The sequence below is a fragment of the Paralcaligenes sp. KSB-10 genome (assembly GCF_021266465.1).
In the GTDB taxonomy this organism is placed as follows: Bacteria; Pseudomonadota; Gammaproteobacteria; order Burkholderiales; family Burkholderiaceae_B.
This window is the reverse complement of the sequence record NZ_CP089848.1, coordinates 1,359,058-1,376,047: the sequence shown is the minus strand read 5'-3', so window position 1 is coordinate 1,376,047 and position 16,990 is coordinate 1,359,058. Positions and strand designations below refer to the sequence as shown.

Annotated in this window: 14 protein-coding genes; 2 read left to right on the top strand and 12 right to left on the bottom strand. The window is 60.5% G+C overall.

Features of this window, described 5'->3' with window-relative positions; all coding sequences use genetic code 11:
- Positions 1-73: 73 nt before the first annotated feature.
- Both LSG25_RS06260 and LSG25_RS06255 read left to right on the top strand, forming a co-directional pair.
- On the top strand, positions 74-1,555 hold the full coding sequence (locus tag LSG25_RS06260) for a sugar porter family MFS transporter (RefSeq protein WP_255696646.1): 1,482 nt from the start codon (positions 74-76) through the stop codon (positions 1,553-1,555).
- A gap of 105 nt (positions 1,556-1,660) precedes the next feature.
- Positions 1,661-2,851: an AraC family transcriptional regulator gene (locus LSG25_RS06255; RefSeq protein ID WP_232743835.1), complete on the top strand. Its 1,191-nt coding sequence runs from the start codon at positions 1,661-1,663 to the stop codon at positions 2,849-2,851.
- Here the strand turns inward: LSG25_RS06255 and LSG25_RS06250 are convergent.
- From LSG25_RS06250 to leuS, 12 genes are all read right to left on the bottom strand, one after another.
- The gene (locus tag LSG25_RS06250; RefSeq protein ID WP_232743834.1) at positions 2,756-3,814 is read right to left on the bottom strand and encodes a TadE/TadG family type IV pilus assembly protein; all 1,059 of its coding nucleotides are present in this window, start codon (positions 3,812-3,814) and stop codon (positions 2,756-2,758) included. The genes LSG25_RS06255 and LSG25_RS06250 overlap by 96 nt on opposite strands.
- A gap of 884 nt (positions 3,815-4,698) precedes the next feature.
- Complete coding sequence (gene hslO / locus LSG25_RS06245) at positions 4,699-5,622, bottom strand: Hsp33 family molecular chaperone HslO (RefSeq protein ID WP_232743833.1); 924 nt, start codon at positions 5,620-5,622, stop codon at positions 4,699-4,701.
- Between the two features lie 141 nt (positions 5,623-5,763).
- Positions 5,764-6,285: a gamma carbonic anhydrase family protein gene (locus LSG25_RS06240; RefSeq protein ID WP_232743832.1), complete on the bottom strand. Its 522-nt coding sequence runs from the start codon at positions 6,283-6,285 to the stop codon at positions 5,764-5,766.
- Positions 6,286-6,368: 83 nt separating this feature from the next.
- Positions 6,369-8,045: an acyl-CoA synthetase gene (locus LSG25_RS06235; RefSeq protein WP_232743831.1), complete on the bottom strand. Its 1,677-nt coding sequence runs from the start codon at positions 8,043-8,045 to the stop codon at positions 6,369-6,371.
- Positions 8,046-8,154: 109 nt separating this feature from the next.
- A complete protein-coding gene (locus tag LSG25_RS06230) occupies positions 8,155-8,658 on the bottom strand; it encodes an RDD family protein (protein ID WP_232743830.1) in 504 nt (167 codons plus the stop codon).
- A gap of 175 nt (positions 8,659-8,833) precedes the next feature.
- Positions 8,834-9,013: a hypothetical protein gene (locus LSG25_RS06225; RefSeq protein ID WP_232743829.1), complete on the bottom strand. Its 180-nt coding sequence runs from the start codon at positions 9,011-9,013 to the stop codon at positions 8,834-8,836.
- Between the two features lie 126 nt (positions 9,014-9,139).
- Positions 9,140-10,615 (bottom strand): class I SAM-dependent RNA methyltransferase, encoded by a 1,476-nt coding sequence (locus tag LSG25_RS06220; RefSeq protein ID WP_232743828.1) that lies wholly within the window; start codon positions 10,613-10,615, stop codon positions 9,140-9,142.
- A 12-nt stretch (positions 10,616-10,627) separates the two neighbouring features.
- A complete protein-coding gene (locus LSG25_RS06215; protein WP_232743827.1) occupies positions 10,628-11,044 on the bottom strand; it encodes a CopD family protein in 417 nt (138 codons plus the stop codon).
- A 75-nt stretch (positions 11,045-11,119) separates the two neighbouring features.
- A complete protein-coding gene (locus tag LSG25_RS06210) occupies positions 11,120-12,412 on the bottom strand; it encodes a glutamate-5-semialdehyde dehydrogenase (RefSeq protein ID WP_370635961.1) in 1,293 nt (430 codons plus the stop codon).
- Positions 12,413-12,483: 71 nt separating this feature from the next.
- The gene (holA, locus tag LSG25_RS06205) at positions 12,484-13,545 is read right to left on the bottom strand and encodes a DNA polymerase III subunit delta (RefSeq protein ID WP_232743826.1); all 1,062 of its coding nucleotides are present in this window, start codon (positions 13,543-13,545) and stop codon (positions 12,484-12,486) included.
- A gap of 7 nt (positions 13,546-13,552) precedes the next feature.
- On the bottom strand, positions 13,553-14,212 hold the full coding sequence (lptE, locus tag LSG25_RS06200; protein ID WP_232743825.1) for an LPS assembly lipoprotein LptE: 660 nt from the start codon (positions 14,210-14,212) through the stop codon (positions 13,553-13,555).
- Between the two features lie 8 nt (positions 14,213-14,220).
- Positions 14,221-16,878 (bottom strand): leucine--tRNA ligase, encoded by a 2,658-nt coding sequence (leuS, locus tag LSG25_RS06195; protein WP_232743824.1) that lies wholly within the window; start codon positions 16,876-16,878, stop codon positions 14,221-14,223.
- Positions 16,879-16,990: the final 112 nt, after the last annotated feature.

The window sequence follows — 16,990 nt, the reverse complement described above, 5'->3', positions numbered from 1 at the left end:
TTAGTCTATTTGTTGCATCGTGCGCTCTTTTCCGCCCCCCTGCGCGAAGCTATCGTCATGATGCGTTTGTAATGTGGCAAGATGCCCAATTCGGCCGTTTCCCGACTGTGCGTGTTCAGCGAGGTATCCCGAGTTGTCATTTTCAGGCCCGATCTTACGCAGCCCAACCTTACGCATATCGCTTCTTGTGGTTTGCTTCGGGATGCATTTTGGATTCAGCATCACCTCCATTACCGGGGTTCTGGATGCTCTTGCCCGAAATTTCCAGCTCACGCTGCAGAGTGAGCAGATTCTAGTTGCGTCCCTTGTTATTTCGTGTTTTTTTGGAGCCGCCCTGGCCGGGCCGGTGTCGCTCAGGGCAGGGCGCCGATTTACGATATTCCTTACTGTGGCGCTTGCCCTGGCCGGCTACGCCATCAAGCTCGCCGTACCCGATTATGGCTGGCTTATAGTCTCGCGCATGCTGGTCGGACTGGCCACGGGGCTTTCGTCGATGGTCATTCCCATGTATGCCGCCGAGACGGCACCCGCTCGCCATCGCGGTGCGATCGTTGCGCTGTTCCAGCTTGCGATCACCGCCGGAATACTGGCCGCTTACGGTATCGCGCTGGCCTTTGCGTCAACCGTCCCCTGGTCCCGGATTCTTGCCGCCGGAGCCGTACCCATGCTGCTGGGCCTGGTGGCCATTCTGCTGTTGCCGGAGAGCCCGCGCTGGCTGGCCGCGCGGGGCGATTTCAAGCGGGCGCGGAGCGCGGCGGCTAATCTGGACTTGTTGGGCGACTGGGCCGAAATTTCCGCCACGGCCATGCATGGCCGCAAAGAAACAGCATGGGCGTGTTTGAGGCACGGCAGCACGGCAGCCGTGCTCGCGCTGTGCAGCCTGTTGTTCATATTGCAGAATTTGAGCGGCATCGACGGCATTCTCTACTATGCGCCCCGTATATTTCATACGCTGGGTTTTTCTCCCGGCACGGCGGCGCTTTCCGCGACCTTTGGTCTCGGGTTCGCCAATTTCGTGGCGACGCTGGTGGCGCTTGCCGTTGTTGACCGAGCCGGACGGCGGCCACTGCTGATTTGGGGATCGGCCGTAATGATCCTCGGGCTGGCAGCCGTCGTGGCGGCGGCGACTTTCGATTGGCCGTGGGTGGGGCTTGGCGGCCTGTGTCTGTACATTACGGCTTTTGCCGTCAGCCTCGGGCCTTTACCTTATGTCTTGATGTCGGAACTCTTCCCCACGCCTATCCGTGAGCAGGGGATCGCCGTGGCTTCCGCCGTCAGCTGGCTTTTTAACGCACTGATCGCTTTTACATTCCTGTCCATTGTCGAGAGTATCGGGCTTGCCGCGGCCATTGCGCTGTTTCTGGCGGTATGCGTGTTGTCCCTGGTGGTCTGCGTCCTGTTCGTGCCCGAGACACGGGCGAAACCCCTGGAACTGATCGAAGCCGATGTATTGGCCGGCCTGCCCTTGCGTCAGTTGGGTTCTACCCAGCAAGAAACCGGTTTCGACACGATTCCCGGCATGGCTCGCGAGTGCAGAACAGGCCCCGCACAATAATTTGATTCGGTATTTTTTTGGGGTAATCGGTGTCGAAAAAGAATAGAATGGGCCACTGCCAGTAATTTCGGCAGGCGGGCTGGCTGTTTGCCAAGGATCGACACAATGTCTATACACGACCATTCTTCTCCGGACAGCCATAGTCCGGACGGGTTTGAAGAAGGGCATATGCCGGCTTTTGTTGCGTGCCCGAAACCCGCAAACGAGAATTACCGGTACTACAGTGCCGACATATCCGATTTCAGTCCTCGAGATCGTTTTGAAGCATGGCGCCAGACCGCCTTTCAAACCGTCGACCTCCTGCGGCCCGTAGAAAAAGGCAAGGAGTTTCAGGGAAAAACAAGCTGGGTAAATGGCGTGTCGGGAAGTTTTCGCAGTTATGCCGGATCGGCGCATCAAACACATGCCAAGCGTCATTACGACTGGCATGACGGGGTGATGGTATTAATGCTGCTTGAAGAAGGGGCGGTGGATTTTCAAAGCCGGACGGGCGGCTGGCTGCACATGGAGGCGGGCTCGCTGGGTTTGTTCGATTGCATGCGGCTCGAGCGTTTCCGCTGGAGCGATTCGCGGGAAATTCATCTTATGCTGCCGCGGGCGCTCGTTGCCACGGCATTTGGCCGGGATCCAGGGCATTTCAGCGATGCCATTTCCTTGAACTCGGCGGCGCTGTCGCCTTTTCTGCAGGCGCAAATGATCGCCCTGCATCAATGCGCGGGCACTCTGGACAAGGAAAGCCTGGCCAGCATGCTGAACCTTACCATCGACATGGCCTTGATGCTGCTCGGCACCATGTCGGCGCACGGCCATCTGGATCGGGATAAATCGCCTTCCATTTGCTATGCCAGTGCAATCCGTTTCATCGAGGCAAATTACCATCAGCCCGGTCTGGATGCGGATGTCATTGCTCAGGCTTTGGGGGTTTCGCGCGCCAAGCTGTACCGTTTGTTTGCCGGCCAGCAGGCAACGGTCGGCGCCGTGTTGCGCGATATCAGGCTTGATCGGGCACGGCGGCTCATCGAAAATTCGGGGCCAGGCGCGAATATCGGCGCGCTGGCATATGCCTGCGGTTTTGCCGATCACTCAGCCTTCGGAAAATTGTTCAGGAGCCGTTATGGCGTGTCTCCGAGCGAGTGGCGCTCGTCCTGGCTTGCGTCCCGGATGCGGGGAGAACCCTCGTTGACCGCGGCCGGCCGGATATCAACTGCCGACACAGCACAGCGCCACGCCGCAGGCGGGATCGTCTGGCGCAACGGCGGGGCCGTCGGCGAGTCCCTCCGCGGAGGGCGGAGCTGAAGGTGCCGGTGCTACGTCCGAAACGGGCGAGGAAGAATCGAGGCGTGTACCGTCGGGCGGCATTTGGCCCGGCTCGGGCGCCACTGCGCCAGGCAGCGTGAATAGCGGCAGATTCAGGCACCATAGGCCATGGCAAGGGTCGGCCGCAGACATCGATTGGGCCTTTGCGGGGACGTGTTGCCAGACGATTTTCCGATTCGCCGATACCGGCCAGTCCACCGGGTGCGACTGCATGGTAAGTTCGAGTTCCTGGCTGATGGGCAGATAGCCGCCATGCGCCATGGCCTGGCCGGCATAAGACGACTGCGTGCCTAGCTGTTTTATCAATGCCTTCATGCCGGGCAGAATTGGTTCGTGCAGATACGTGACGCGCAAGGCAAGTACATTGGCCTGATAGATCGAAAGGCCGGACCGAGGGCCCTGGCCTTGAGGCCAGCCGAGCGCGCGGTAGCGCTGGTCCTGCTCCGCCTGATAATTGTTGTTGATGGCCGCCAAACCGGTTTTGCGCGCGATGTCCAGGCGCGAATCCGCAAAGTCCTGGAATGACGCTCTGCTGGGAGAGAGGAGTTCGATTTTCCAGGGTGGATTGCCGGTCGTTTGCATCCGCCTGGCGAATGCGATTTTCATCCGGTCGCCGGCAGTTTGATTGGAACCCGATATATACAGCGGCAGCAGGGCTTGCTCGAATGCCGCTTCGATTGCCTGCGGGCTGGCGTGCTGGGTAATGCCGGCACGGGCCGCCTGCAACAGCGCCACGCTGACGACTTGTTTGACGTAAAACCATTGGGCAAGTTCTATGCTGCCCATGCCGATCAGCAGGATCGGAATGGCACTGACCGAGAATTCAATCAGGCTGGTACCGCGTTGTGCTGTTTTTTCCTTGCATGGCGTACGAGCCGGCAGGCGGGGCCCGCGACGGCTGTCTGGACCGGGAGCACGGCGATAGGGATAGGTGGGCCACATGCCCTCAAGTGTGCCTTGAGCGCGATGCCGCGTCGATTGTGGATTATGCGCAGCGGGATGTGGCTTAGTGTGTTTTTTGAAGTGTTTACGGGATTTGGTGGATTGGTCGCTTTGGTATTTGAAGACGCCGTCTATCGGGGCTTGGGGTCAGGCCCGGCACGGCGTGCTTCATCCGGATTTAGCTCGTCAAGGCGGGCGTCGGTCGAACTCACTACGCCTCGCACACTGCGCGAGGCTCCGTTCAGACAGCGCCCGACGACTTCCCCCGCCTTGCCGAGCTAAATCCGGCGCACGCCTTACGCCGGTCCTGACCCCAAGCCCCGATAGACGGCTCGCGTTAGGGCATGCCTGGAATTCACTTACTCGTATTCGCAGTTATAGGCCTGCACTCATGTCTTTATCGCGTGGCCACTACATCACGATGTGCCAAACCCTGGATTTATTAAGCGCCCGACGCCTCAACGTAGCCTGTGATTGGCTCAACGCGGCTTTCCCAATGTATACCCCGATGCATTACCTCAACGCGAGCCGCAGGGTGGGCGGTGCTGTGCAGTCCGGCGGTAGTCCAGCGCCGGGTGCTGACGAAGGGAAGGCGGGGGCTTTCGGCGGGCGCTGTCTGAGCCCGGCCTCGCGAGGCCGGGCGAGTTCGCCCGACGCCCGCCTGGACGAGGCAGACCCGGGCAGTCGGCTAGCGCAGCTAGCCGACCGCTGGACGTGCCGGACTGCACAGCACCGCCCACCCTGCGGCGTCTTTATAGAAATACTTCCGCCCAGACAGACAACACAGCAACACAGCCCAAAGCCACAGACCAAGCCTAAAAACGGCTCAAAACAAAAGTCACTGAAACGCGCCCACCCCCGCGAACACTTAAACCAAAAATACTCTAGTGCACCGATTTGCGGTCGGGCTGCGCAATGTTCGCGCTTTCCACGAATAGGCCCGCGCAGTCGACCGCGTCGAATTGGTATGGCTTGCCGCAAAAATTGCAGGCAATATCGATATGGTCTTGTTCGCTGAGCATGCTTTCGATTTCGCCTCGGCCCAGCATGCGCAGCATATCGGCGACGCGTTCGCGGGTGCACGGGCAATGCCAGCGTACCGCCTGCGGTTCGAAGGCGATCAGCGACTCTTCCCAGAACAGGCGATGTATGAGTGTATCGGTATCCAGGGCCAGCAGTTCGTCGGTTTTCAGTGTGCTGGCCAGATGACCGGCGCGCTCCCACGTGCTTTCATGTGCTTCGGCGCTGGTCGCCGTCGTGCCTCCATGATTGGGCAGGCGCTGCATCAGCAGCCCGGCGCAGTGCTCCGCGTTCGATGCCAGCCACAGGCGCGTGTCCAGTTGCTCGGAATTGCGCATGTAAAGTTCCAGCACTTCGGCGACAGTAGCGCCTTCAAGAGGCACTATGCCTTGGTACGGCTGCATATGGGGCGCTTTCTTGCCCGGATCGAGCACAACGATAAAGCGTCCCTGGCCGTGGGCGTTGAGCAGGCTTTGCAGCGTTCCGTCCACGGGGATGTCGTGACCTTCACGCAGCGTGGCTGTGGCACGTATTGACAGGTCGGCATTGCATTCGACCACGATGAGCGCAACCGGCCCGTCGCCCTGCAACTGCAGAACCAGGGAACCTTCAAACTTGATATTGGCGGTGAGCAATACCGAAGCTGCAACGAGCTCGCCCAGCAGTTGCCGGACGCATTCAGGGTAATGCTGATGAGCCAGGCCGGTTTGCCAGGCACTGGTGAGCTTGACGGCCTGGGCCCGTGTACTGTGGTCTTCGAAAAGATATTTTTTCAGTTGATCGGTCATGGAACCATTTTAACGTATGGTCATGATATTGCGGTTCAGGGGGCGCTCAACCGGGCGGCCAGCCAGCCCCTATCATGCCTCATCTGTAGAGGGCCTTTTGTCTGGGCCCCCGCCGTTGCCATGCCGGCATACGGCGGTATGTCAGGGCAGGCGCTTGAGGCTTTTGCGGTATTGACGGCCCCGCTCTACATAATGGCTGGTATTCTCGTGCATGTTGCGAATTTCGTCGGCCGATAATTCGCGCACGACCTTGCCGATGCCTACAACCAGGGAGTTGTCCGGAATCTGGCGGCCCTCGGGCACGATGGCGCCAGCGCCGATCAGGCAGTTGCGGCCTACATGGGCATTGTTAAGCACGATGGCCTGCATGCCGACCAGGGAGCCTTCGCTGATGGTGCAGCCGTGAAGCATGGCCTGATGCCCGACGGTTACGTTGTCGTGGATCGTCAGCGGGCAGCCGCCATCGACATGCAGCACGCTGCCTTCCTGCACATTGCTGTTGCATCCTATCCTGATCGGGGCATTATCGCCGCGAATGTTCACATTGGACCAGATGCTGACCCCGGCCGCTATCGTTACATCGCCGATAATGTCGGCGCTTTCGAAAATAAAGGTGTCTTCATCGATGCTGGGGCTTAATGCTTCGAATTGGTAAATCGCCATCGGATATCCAAATAAGTCGGGTTGCTGCGCGTAAAGTCGCCGGCCTGCGCCAGCTGCCTTCTGGATTGTACCGTTTGCACAGCCTATTTTTTGTGCGGCTGGCCGTGCCCGGAACTGAGTTGCTGTTCGCGCGCCCGCAATACATGGCGGCGGATTTTCCCGGTTGTGGTCATGGGCAGCGCGTCGACGAACTCGATTTCCCTGGGACTCTGGTAGGGAGCGAGACGGGACTTGACGTGTTCCTGCAGCGTCTTGACCAGGCCCGCCTTGTCTGTATCGTGAAAGCCGGATCGTAAAACGACGTATGCCTTGACCAGGGCGCCTCGGGTGGCGTCGGGCTTGGGTACGACGGCGGCGTTGGCCACGGCCGGGTGGGTGATGAGGCAGTTTTCGACTTCGCCAGGCCCGATGCGGTATCCTGAGCTCTTGAAAACATCGTCGCTGCGGCCGGCATACCAGAAATAGCCGTCTTTATCGACCTGGGCCAGGTCGCCGGTTAAACACCAGTCGCCGATGAATTTTGCCTGAGTGGCCAGGTCGTTGCGCCAATATCCAAGGAATAATACGGGATCGGGATACCCGTGCATATCGTAGCGGTTAAGCGCGATTTCGCCGATCTGCCCAACGGCGCAGGGCTTGCCTTGCGCATTGAGGACGGCAAGCCGGTGGCCCGGATACGGGCGGCCGATGCTGCCTGGTTTGGCGGGCCATTTATGGCGGCTGTTGCCGATCAGGTAGTTCATTTCGGTTTGGCCGAACATTTCGTTGGGGGTAATGCCCAGTTCGCGCTCGCACCAGTCGAAAACGGCGGTTCCCACGCTTTCCCCGGCGCTCATGATGCAACGCAAGGCAAGTTTGTAGTGCTCGCGCGGCGCCCGGATTTCGTCCATCATGATTTTGATGGCTGTGGGAAACAGGAATGTATTGGTGACCTGATAGCGCTCCATGATTTCGAAGGCGCGCGTGGCGGAGAATCGACCCAGGGTGCCCACGATGGAGTGCCCGAAATACAGAGTGGGCAACAGCGAGTCGACGAGCCCGCCTGTCCAGGTCCAGTCGGCCGGACTCCAGAAAATGTCGGACTTTTGAGGAAACCAGTCTTGCGAGGCGACAAAGCCGGGCAGATTGCCGATCAGGGCGCTGTGGGGCAACAAAGCGCCCTTGGGGGCACCCGTGGTTCCCGACGTGTATAGCAGCAGGGCGGGGTCGGACGACTTGGTGACGACGCTTTTAAAACTGGTGGCTTGCCGAGCCAGAAGCGAACGCCACGGAATGATGCTGTCGTGCAGAAAGCCCAGCCCTATGACTTGCGTGAGCGCGGGACATTGCGTTTGGGCCTGGAGCAAATCGGGCCCGGTGGTGTGGTCGACAATGGCGACACGGGCCTCGGAGTCGCGCAGGCGCACGCTCAGGCCGTCGGCGCCGAATAGCGCCGACAGAGGCATGGCGATGGCGCCGACGCTGAAAATGGCCATGTAGGCCGCGGCGGTTTCGGGGCGTTGCGCCATGACGACAGCCACGCGGTCGCCGGGTACGACCCCCATTCTGCTAAGGCCATTGGCCAACTGATTGGCGGTTTCAGACAGGCGGGCGTAGGTCCAGACTTCGCGGTGGCCGAGTTCGTCTTCGAAGTAGATCGCGATGCGCCGGCCTTCATGCGGATTTTCCGCCCAGCGATGCACGCACGCCTGGGCGATATTGAATTGAGAAGGGACAAACCATTGGTAAGACGGGTACAGATCCGAGTATTGGTCGTTCATTGTCTTCTGTATCGAATGGCGCGGGGGGAGGTGCGACCTACCCTAAAGCATGACGGACAAGCAGGTTCTGTGCAATCCCCCTCGATAAGAAAGCCGAATACCCTAGGGTTTATACGGGGTGTTTGGGTGTGTCCGGCACTGCGATCAGACGTGTCCCCAGCAGGCGGTCGTGGAGAAACTGCTGATCGGCATCGATCCAGGTCCAGAGAAACAAGGTGAATGGGGCCGCGACGATGAGCAGGTCGGTAGAGCTGTAACCGCTGGCATGCGAGGCGGCGCGCACCAGCATTGCCGCAACCAGGGGAATCGGCCAGATCAGGATATAGCGCAGAATCAGACGAGAGAGCGGCGGAGAGGCGCCGTTGCGATCGATCAGCCGGATGTTCCAGGTTTTCATGGGCAGGGTTTGCCCCTGCTTGCGCCAGCAAAGCACAAAATACAGGCCGATTGCAACAAATAGCAAGGCTTGCCGGGTATGGCGCAGCATGAGTCCGCTGCGGCTTTGCGTAAGCGTGTCGAACAGGTAGCCCGCGAGGAAAATCACCCCGAACAACAGTACTGCTTCATACATCATGCAGGCGAACCGGCGCCAGCGCGAGGGGGAGGTGGACATGGGGGGCGACATTGGTTGCCGGACGGCGTCAGCGGACAAGGATTTGCTTGAATTCATAGGCGCTATTATCCCGCAATTCGTGGCCCCACAGAATAAAAGCCGCTGAGCGCGGCTTTTATGTGCTTAGGGCATCGGATGCCCTGCAAGGCTGTCATGGCAGCCTTGCCGTCAGCTTTTAGCTGGCGGATTTGACCTGAGCGTGGCTCGGTGCCGACTGAAACAGGCCGGCAATCCTGCCTGCCAGGTTTTTGAGCGCGACGGCCGGCTTGAAGCGGAACTGCTCTTCAATCGCTTGCAGCATCAACTGGCGTTCGAGTTCGTCGGTAAGGCGGATGTTTTGGTTCAGGTCTTTCATGGCTATTTACTCTACTTAAATTGAGCGTTTCGCTCAGGGTTAACCCTATTATAGGGGTTAACCCTAGATTTAAGCAAGAATTATGTTGCACTGCCATAAAAATGTTGCGCTACAGCACAGTATGTGTCAGGAGCCTGGGCGGCGATAGCCGGCCGCGACCATCTCGAAGCTGAACAAGCGGCAATCCAGGGCCCCGTTGTACAAGGGGTAGCGGCGCTTGGGCTTGAGGCGCAGCAATTGCGGCAAGTCCATGTCGCTGGAAATAATGCTGATTTCCCAGCCACTATAGTTCTTTTTGAGATTTTCCGACCAGGCGCGCCACAGGCCGGCCTCGTCGTTGACCAGGCGTTCACCGTAGGGGGGGTTGGTAATAAGCCAGCCCGATTCGGCCGGTGGCCGGACCTGTCGGGCATCGCCTGATTCGAAGCGGATTGAATCGGTGGTCAACCACGCGCGTTCCATATTGAGTTTGGCGGCGTCGATGGCGGCGGGGTCGATATCGTAGCCGACCAGCGGGCTTTCAAGCTGCGGCGCGATATGTGTGCGGGCCTCGTCCTTGATGTCGCGCCAATGCCGCGCGTCGTGGTTGCGCAGGCGCTCAAAGCCGAATGGGCGCCAGATGCCGGCCGGCACGCCCAGCGCGATCCAGGCCGCCTCGATAAGTATTGTGCCGCTGCCGCAGAAAGGGTCCAGCAGAGGCTGGGACGGGTCCCAGCCGGAAAGCGCCAGCAGGCCCGCCGCCAGATTCTCGCGTAGCGGGGCGCTGCCCTTGTCGAGTCGCCAGCCGCGTTTGAACAGCGATTCACCCGAAGTATCGAGATAGAGTGTGCCGGTATCCTCGGTGAGGAACAGGTGTACTCGGGCATCGGGCCTGACCGTATCGATATCGGGGCGGCTGCCTTCGCGGTCCCGCAGGCGGTCGCAGATGCCGTCCTTGGCGCGCAGATTGCAGTATTGCAGGCTTTTCATGGGGCTGCGTATGGCCGAGGTATCGACACGCAGGGTTTGTTCGGCGCCAAACCAGCGTTCCCAGGGAGTGCGATAGGCGAGATCGAGGATGTCGTCTTCATGATGAACCGGGCCGTGGGCCACTTGCACCAGAATGCGCGTGGCCAGCCTGGAATACAGATTGGCACGTTGTATGCCGGTCCAGTCGGCGTAAAAGCTGCATCCCGCGCGGGCGGGCTGGACCTGGTCGAAACCCAGGGCTTGCAGTTCGGCGGCCAGTGCTTCTTCGATACCTTGGGGGCAGGGGGCAAAGACAGGAAATATTTCGGCGCGCGACTGCGATCGGGAGCCCCGATGCTCGGTGTGCCGGGCATGAAATTCGTCGGTTTCGGGTGTGGCGGCCGCTGGCGCGGCGTGTTCCTGGCTGGATGCGTTGCGGGAGCGCTGTTTGCGGGGGGCGGACGCCACGGCGATGGGAGGAAGAGGAGCAGGCTCGCGTGTGTTGCGCTGCTGATCGCGTGCGCGCTCGAGCTGGGCAACCTGGCGAGCCCGTCCTCCGGCTCGTTTGCGGCGTTCAGCCGGCGCTTCGGAGGGGCGGGCGGCCGCTGTTTTTTTGAGCGTAAGCGTTTTTTTGGGCTTGGGACTATCGGTCATGGTCGCCTGGACTTAAAAGGGTCGGACTACGACCAGAATAATGATGATCAGCAGCAGAATAACGGGTATTTCGTTAAACCATCGGTAAAACCGGTGGCTGCGGGTATTTTGCCCCGCCGAGAATTTTTTGAGTAGTCGTCCGCAGGCATGATGATAGCCGACGAGCAGGACGACGAAAAAAAGCTTGGCGTGCATCCAGCCGCTGCCCTGGCCTATTTTGTAACCCAGGAAAAGCCATAGTCCGAAGATCACCGCCAGAACCGCCAGGGGAGTCATGAACCGGTATAACCGGCGGGCCATGCCCAGCAGGCAGTCGAAGGTTGCGCCGTCTTGCGTTTGCGCCAGATTGACGTAGATGCGCGGCAAATAGAACAGGCCCGCAAACCACGAAACGACAAATAGAATATGGAAGGTTTTAATCCAGAGCATGACGCCGTTCAATAAAAAATGACCTGCGCGCAAACCGCGAAAGCCGTGCGGCTTGCCGGTGGGAAGCCGGCGTTTTCAGCCGCGCAGTTGGCCTTCGCCGGTAAGTACCCATTTGAGCGTGGTCAGGCCTTCGAGGCCGACCGGACCGCGGGCGTGCAAACGATTGGTCGAGATGCCGATTTCGGCGCCCAGGCCGTATTCGAAGCCATCGGCGAAGCAGGTGGGCAGATTGATGTAGACCGAGCTTGAGTCGACTTCGCGCTGGAACTGCGTGGCGGCGGGCAGGCTTTCAGTGACGATCGATTCGGTATGGCCGGAGCTCCAGCGCGCAATGTGCTCGATGGCCTGATCCAGGCTGTCGACGACTCGGATCGCCAGTATGGGCGCGAGGTATTCGGTGGCCCAGTCTTCCTCGGTGGCCGGTATGGCGCTTGCAACCAGGGCCCGGGTTCGTTCGCAGCCGCGCAACTCAACCCCTTTGTCGCCCAGTGTTTTAGCCAGGCGCGGCAGAATGCGGGCGGCGATGTCCTGGTGCACCAGCAGGGTTTCCATGGCGCCGCAGACGCCATAGCGGTAGGTTTTCGCATTGACGGCGACATTGTGCGCCTTGTCGAGATCGGCGGCGGCATCGATATATACATGGCAATTGCCGTCCAGATGCTTGATGAGCGGCACCTTGGCCTCGGCCGAAAGCCGTGCGATCAGGCCCTTGCCGCCGCGCGGAACGATGACGTCGATATAGTCGGTCATGGTAATCAATTGACCCACCGCCGCGCGGTCGGTGGTGCCCACGACCTGCACGGCATGGGCGGGCAGCGCCGCATCGGCCAGGCCTTCCTGGATAATGGAGCCCAGCGCCAGGTTGGAATGCAGGGCTTCGCTGCCGCCGCGCAAAATGACGGCATTGCCGGATTTCAGGCAGAGCGCGGCGGCGTCGATGGTAACGTTGGGGCGCGATTCGTAAATAATGCCGATCACCCCAAGAGGTACGCGCATCTGCGCCACACGCATGCCGTTGGGCCGCGTGGTGGATGCCGTCTGGCTGCCGATGGGGTCGGGCATGTCGGCAATTTGCAGCAGGCCCGTGGCCATGGTGTTCAGTGCCTTGTCGGACAGCGTCAGGCGATCGATCATGGCCGGGGCCAGTTGATTCTTCCTGGCATGGTCGAGGTCTTTGGCATTTTCTTCCCGCAGATATTCTTTATTGGCTTGCAGGCGTGCGGCCATGGCACGCAGGGCGTGAGCCTTGGCGTGGCCCGCGGCTTTCATCATGAGGCGCGAGGCCTGGCGGGCCTGCATGCCCAGAACGGTCATGTCGTGGATGACTGCGTCGGTTGACGCTGCGTCGAGAACGGTGGAGTCGGTCATGATTCAAATAAAACAGGGGATACCGGGATTATCCCAGCTTTCCGGGCTTTCACAAAAACGGGCGGCGACGGTCAATGTGCGGCCCTGGGTTTGCCGGCGGCGATACGCAGGGCAAGCCGCCCCATTTCTTCCCATGGGTCGTCGAGCCGGCCGGGCACCTTCAGCCCTTTGATAAGGCGATCGACATCGTGGGCGTGCTGGACGGCGGCCGGCCACGCCTTGTGCGGCACGCGCGCCAGCGTCTGGCGCACCAGCTGTTCGCGTGCCCCGAAAATCCGTTGATTGCGCATCTCGCTTCCCAAGTCGCGACCCAGCGACTGGGCCAGCGCCAGCCGGGCCATGATGCGGATTTCGTCGCCGACCGCCCAGAGTACCAGGGGCAGCGCTTCTCCTTCGGCGCGCAGTCCGGCCAGTATGGTCAGGGCCTTGGCTGCCTGGCCGGCCAGCATGGCATCGCGCAGGCCGAATACATCGTAGCGCGCCACGTTCAGGACGGCGCGCTCGACGTCGGCGGCGTCGATCTTGCCTTCGGGGTACAACAGGGCCAGTTTCTGTATTTCCTGAAAAGCCGCCAGCAAGTTGCCTTCGACCTTGTCGGCCATCCATTCGAGCGTTGCCGGATCGAGCTGCTGATTCTGCCTGGCCAGCCGTTGCTGTATCCAGCGGGGCAGATCGGTGCGCTCGACGTTGGCCAGTTCAATGGCTGTGCCGCACTGCATCAGGCCCTGTGCCCATTTGCTGGTGCGGGTTGTCTTATCCAGCCGCGGCAGGCTGACCAGCACAAGCGTATCGGCAAGCTCGCCGCTTTGCGCCATGCCGGCCAGTTTGAGGAGGACTTCGCCGCCTGTCTTGCCAGGCTTGCCGGTGGGGATTTTCAATTCGATCAGGCGTCGATCTCCAAACAGCGAGATGTTCTGCGTTGCCGCGGTAACGGTGCTCCAATCGCTGCGCGCGTCGAGCATGAGGCTGGTGCGCTCGGCATAGCCCGCCCTGGTGGCCGCGGCACGCAAGCCATCCATGGCTTCGGTGATCAGCAGGGGTTCGTCGCCCGACACAATGTAAAGCGGATCAAGCGCGGCTTGAGCCTGTTGAAGGCTTTTCAACAGGCTGTCGATGTCGAGTCGGCGTCCCATGGCAGCCTTACTGCAGCCCGGTTCCCGGCGAGATGCGCGGCGTGATCCAGGGCGTGGGTTTGGGCGTATTCTGGTACCGTGAAGAGCCTTTGGGGTTTTCTTCGATCGGCTGCTGGTCCAGGTTCTTGACGGCTTCGGTCACATCGGGCGAGCTCAGGCGCCGAACGACGCGGTCCACCAGGCTCTTCTGCATTTGCTTGAACATGGTGCCGATTTCTCCCTGCTTGGCCTGAATCGCATTTGGATCGTAAGGCATGTCCTGGCTGGAAGTGAGTGTGGTGGGCGGCAGCAGTATGTGGCCCTTGGCATCGATCAGTTCGAAGACGAAGGTCAGGTTGAGCTCGTATTCTTCGACCAGGCCCTGGGCATTGATGGAAACTTCGCGCAGGGACTGGTTGTTGGCCAATTGAATCAGCTTGGCCTGGGCATCGCCCGGTTTGTCGACAAACCGGGTATTGGGCGAGCTGGCCTGGATGGCGCGCCGCATTTGCGCGCCGAATTCCGAGTTTTCGGGAATATTGGTATACAGCGTGTCGAACGGCAAAGGCGCAGTGCCCCGCAGCTTGAAGCCGCATGCCACCAGCAACGCGCATAACACAACGCAGACAAGCCCCCGCAAGCCGCGTTGCGTCGATGGGGAAGGGTGCCTGAGCTGGAAATTGTGCATAGCTGATTTTATCCGACAATATTGACGAGTTTGCCAGGAACCACGATGGCTCGCTTGACGGGCCGACCCTCGAGAAAGCGGGCTACGGCATCGTGGGCCACCGCCAGTTGCTCGATGTCGGCCTTGTTGGCGCCGTTGGCGACGGTGAGAGAGCCGCGCAGCTTGCCGTTGACCTGCAGCATGAGTTCGATTTCATCGGCAATCAGCGCCGCTGCGTCGACATCGGGCCAGGGTGCATCGAGCAGGTCGCCGTAGGCGCGATCGAAACCAAGATCCTGCCAGAGCTGCCAGGTGATGTGGGGCACGACCGGATACAGCACGCGCAGCAGGATGCTCAGCGTTTCGGCCACGGCCTGCGATGCGGCCTGGCTGTCGCCCAGTTTGGCCGACTCGATGGCGTTGAGCATTTTCATGCAGGTCGAGACCACCGTGTTGTACTGAATGCGCTGATAGTCGTAATCGGCCTGCTTGAGCAAGCCATGGATTTCGCGCCGCAGGGCCTTGATGGCTTCACTGGCCTGGGACCAGTCGGCGGCGGCAGCCGGCGCGCCCAGTACGGTTGACTGCCTGTCGAGGCAGAGCATCCAGAGTTTGCGCAGGAAACGGTTGGCGCCTTCCACGCCCGAATCGGACCATTCCAGAGTTTGTTCCGGCGGGCTGGCGAACATGACGAACAGACGGGCGGTATCGGCACCCATGGAGTCGATGAGCGACTGGGGATCCACGCCATTGTTTTTGGATTTGGACATGGTGCCTATGCCGCCATACTGGACGGCCGATCCGTCCGATCGCAGGTGCGATCCGCTGATCGCACCCTTGGCGTCGTAGGTGTTTTCGATCTCTTCGGGCCAGAAGTATTCGATGCCGCCCTGCGCGTTCTTGCGCGAGTAGATGTGATTGAGCACCATGCCCTGGCATAGCAGCCGGGTGAAGGGCTCGCTGAATTTCACCAGGCCCAGGTCGCGCATGACCCGCGTCCAGAAACGGGCGTACAGCAGATGCAATACGGCGTGCTCAATCCCGCCTATGTATTGATCCATGGGCATCCAGTAGTCGTTGCGGGCATCGACCATGGCCTTGTCGTTGTTGGGCGAGGTGTAGCGCATGAAGTACCAGGATGAATCGACAAAGGTATCCATGGTGTCGGTTTCACGCCGCGCCGCTGTTCCGCATTTCGGGCATTTGCAGGACAGGAATGCCTCGTGCTTGGCCAGGGGGTTGCCGCTGCCGTCGGGGATCAGGTCGTCGGGCAGCACCACCGGCAGGTCTTGCTCGGGCACCGGCACCGGACCGCAATCGGGGCAATGGATAATGGGGATTGGCGTGCCCCAGTACCGCTGGCGCGAAATCCCCCAGTCGCGCAAGCGCCAGGTGGTTTGTTTTTCACCCAGGCCCTGAGCAGCCAGATCGGCGGCCACGGCATCGACGGCCGCGGCGGTGCTCAGGCCGTCATATTTGCCCGAGTGGACGGTGTGCCCCTGCTGCTTGTCGCCATACCATTCCTGCCAGGCGTCGGTGGAATAGGTTTTGCCGTCGATGGCAATGACGTCGCGGATGGGCAGGCGGTATTTTTTGGCAAAGGCAAAATCGCGCTCATCGTGGCCGGGCACGCCCATGACCGCGCCGTCGCCGTAGCTGATCAGCACATAATTGCCGACCCATACATCGACCTGGGCCCCGGTCAACGGGTGTGTGACGGTCAGCCCTGTGAGCATCCCTTCTTTTTCGCGCGTGGCCAGTTCGGCCTCGGTCGTGCCTCCTTGCTTGCAGGCTTCGATAAAAGCCGCGAGCTCGGGGTTGCCGCGTGCCGCGTGCATGGCCAGCGGGTGCTCGGGAGCGACGGCGCAGAATGTAACGCCCATGATGGTGTCGGCGCGGGTCGTAAAGACATACATGCGTCCGTCTTGTATGAGTTCGCCGGTATCGTTCTTGATGTCGTGCGTAAAGGCAAAGCGCACGCCCGCGCTTTTGCCTATCCAGTTTTCCTGCATCAGGCGTACGCGCTCGGGCCAGCCGGGCAGGCCGCTTTTCACGTGATCGAGCAGTTCATCGGCGTAGTCGGTGATGCGCAGGTAGTAACCCGGAATTTCGCGCTTTTCGACCAGGGCGCCCGAGCGCCAGCCGCGTCCGTCTATGACCTGCTCGTTGGCCAGCACGGTTTGATCGACCGGATCCCAGTTGACAACCTGGGTTTTGCGATAGGCGATGCCCTTGTCGAGCATCTGCAGAAACAGCCACTGGTTCCATTTGTAGTATTGGGGGTCGCAGGCGCACATTTCGCGCGACCAGTCTATGGCCAGACCCATCGCCTGCATCTGCTTTTTCATGTACGCGATATTGTCGTACGTCCATTTGGCGGGCGGCACCTTGGATTTGATGGCGGCGTTTTCGGCCGGCATGCCGAACGCGTCCCAGCCCATGGGCATCAGCACGTTATAGCCGCGCATGCGCAACTGGCGCGCCATCATGTCGTTGATGGTGTAGTTGCGTACGTGCCCCATGTGCAGTTTGCCGCTCGGGTAGGGCAGCATGGAGCAGGCATAGAACTTGGGCTTGGCCGTGCCGTCCGGGAACGTGGCGTTTTCCACGACGCGATACGCGTCGCGTGCTTGCCAGTTTTGGTGGGAGGCCGCTTCGACGGCAGTGGGGTTATAACGTTCCTGCATGGGATCCGGGGGTTCAGTGAAATTCAGTAAGGTAAACCCCGCATTATAGGGCGGCGCGGCCGCCGAGGTCGAATGCGGGGTTGGCCCAAGGGGCGGCGTGTTTGGGGCGGGC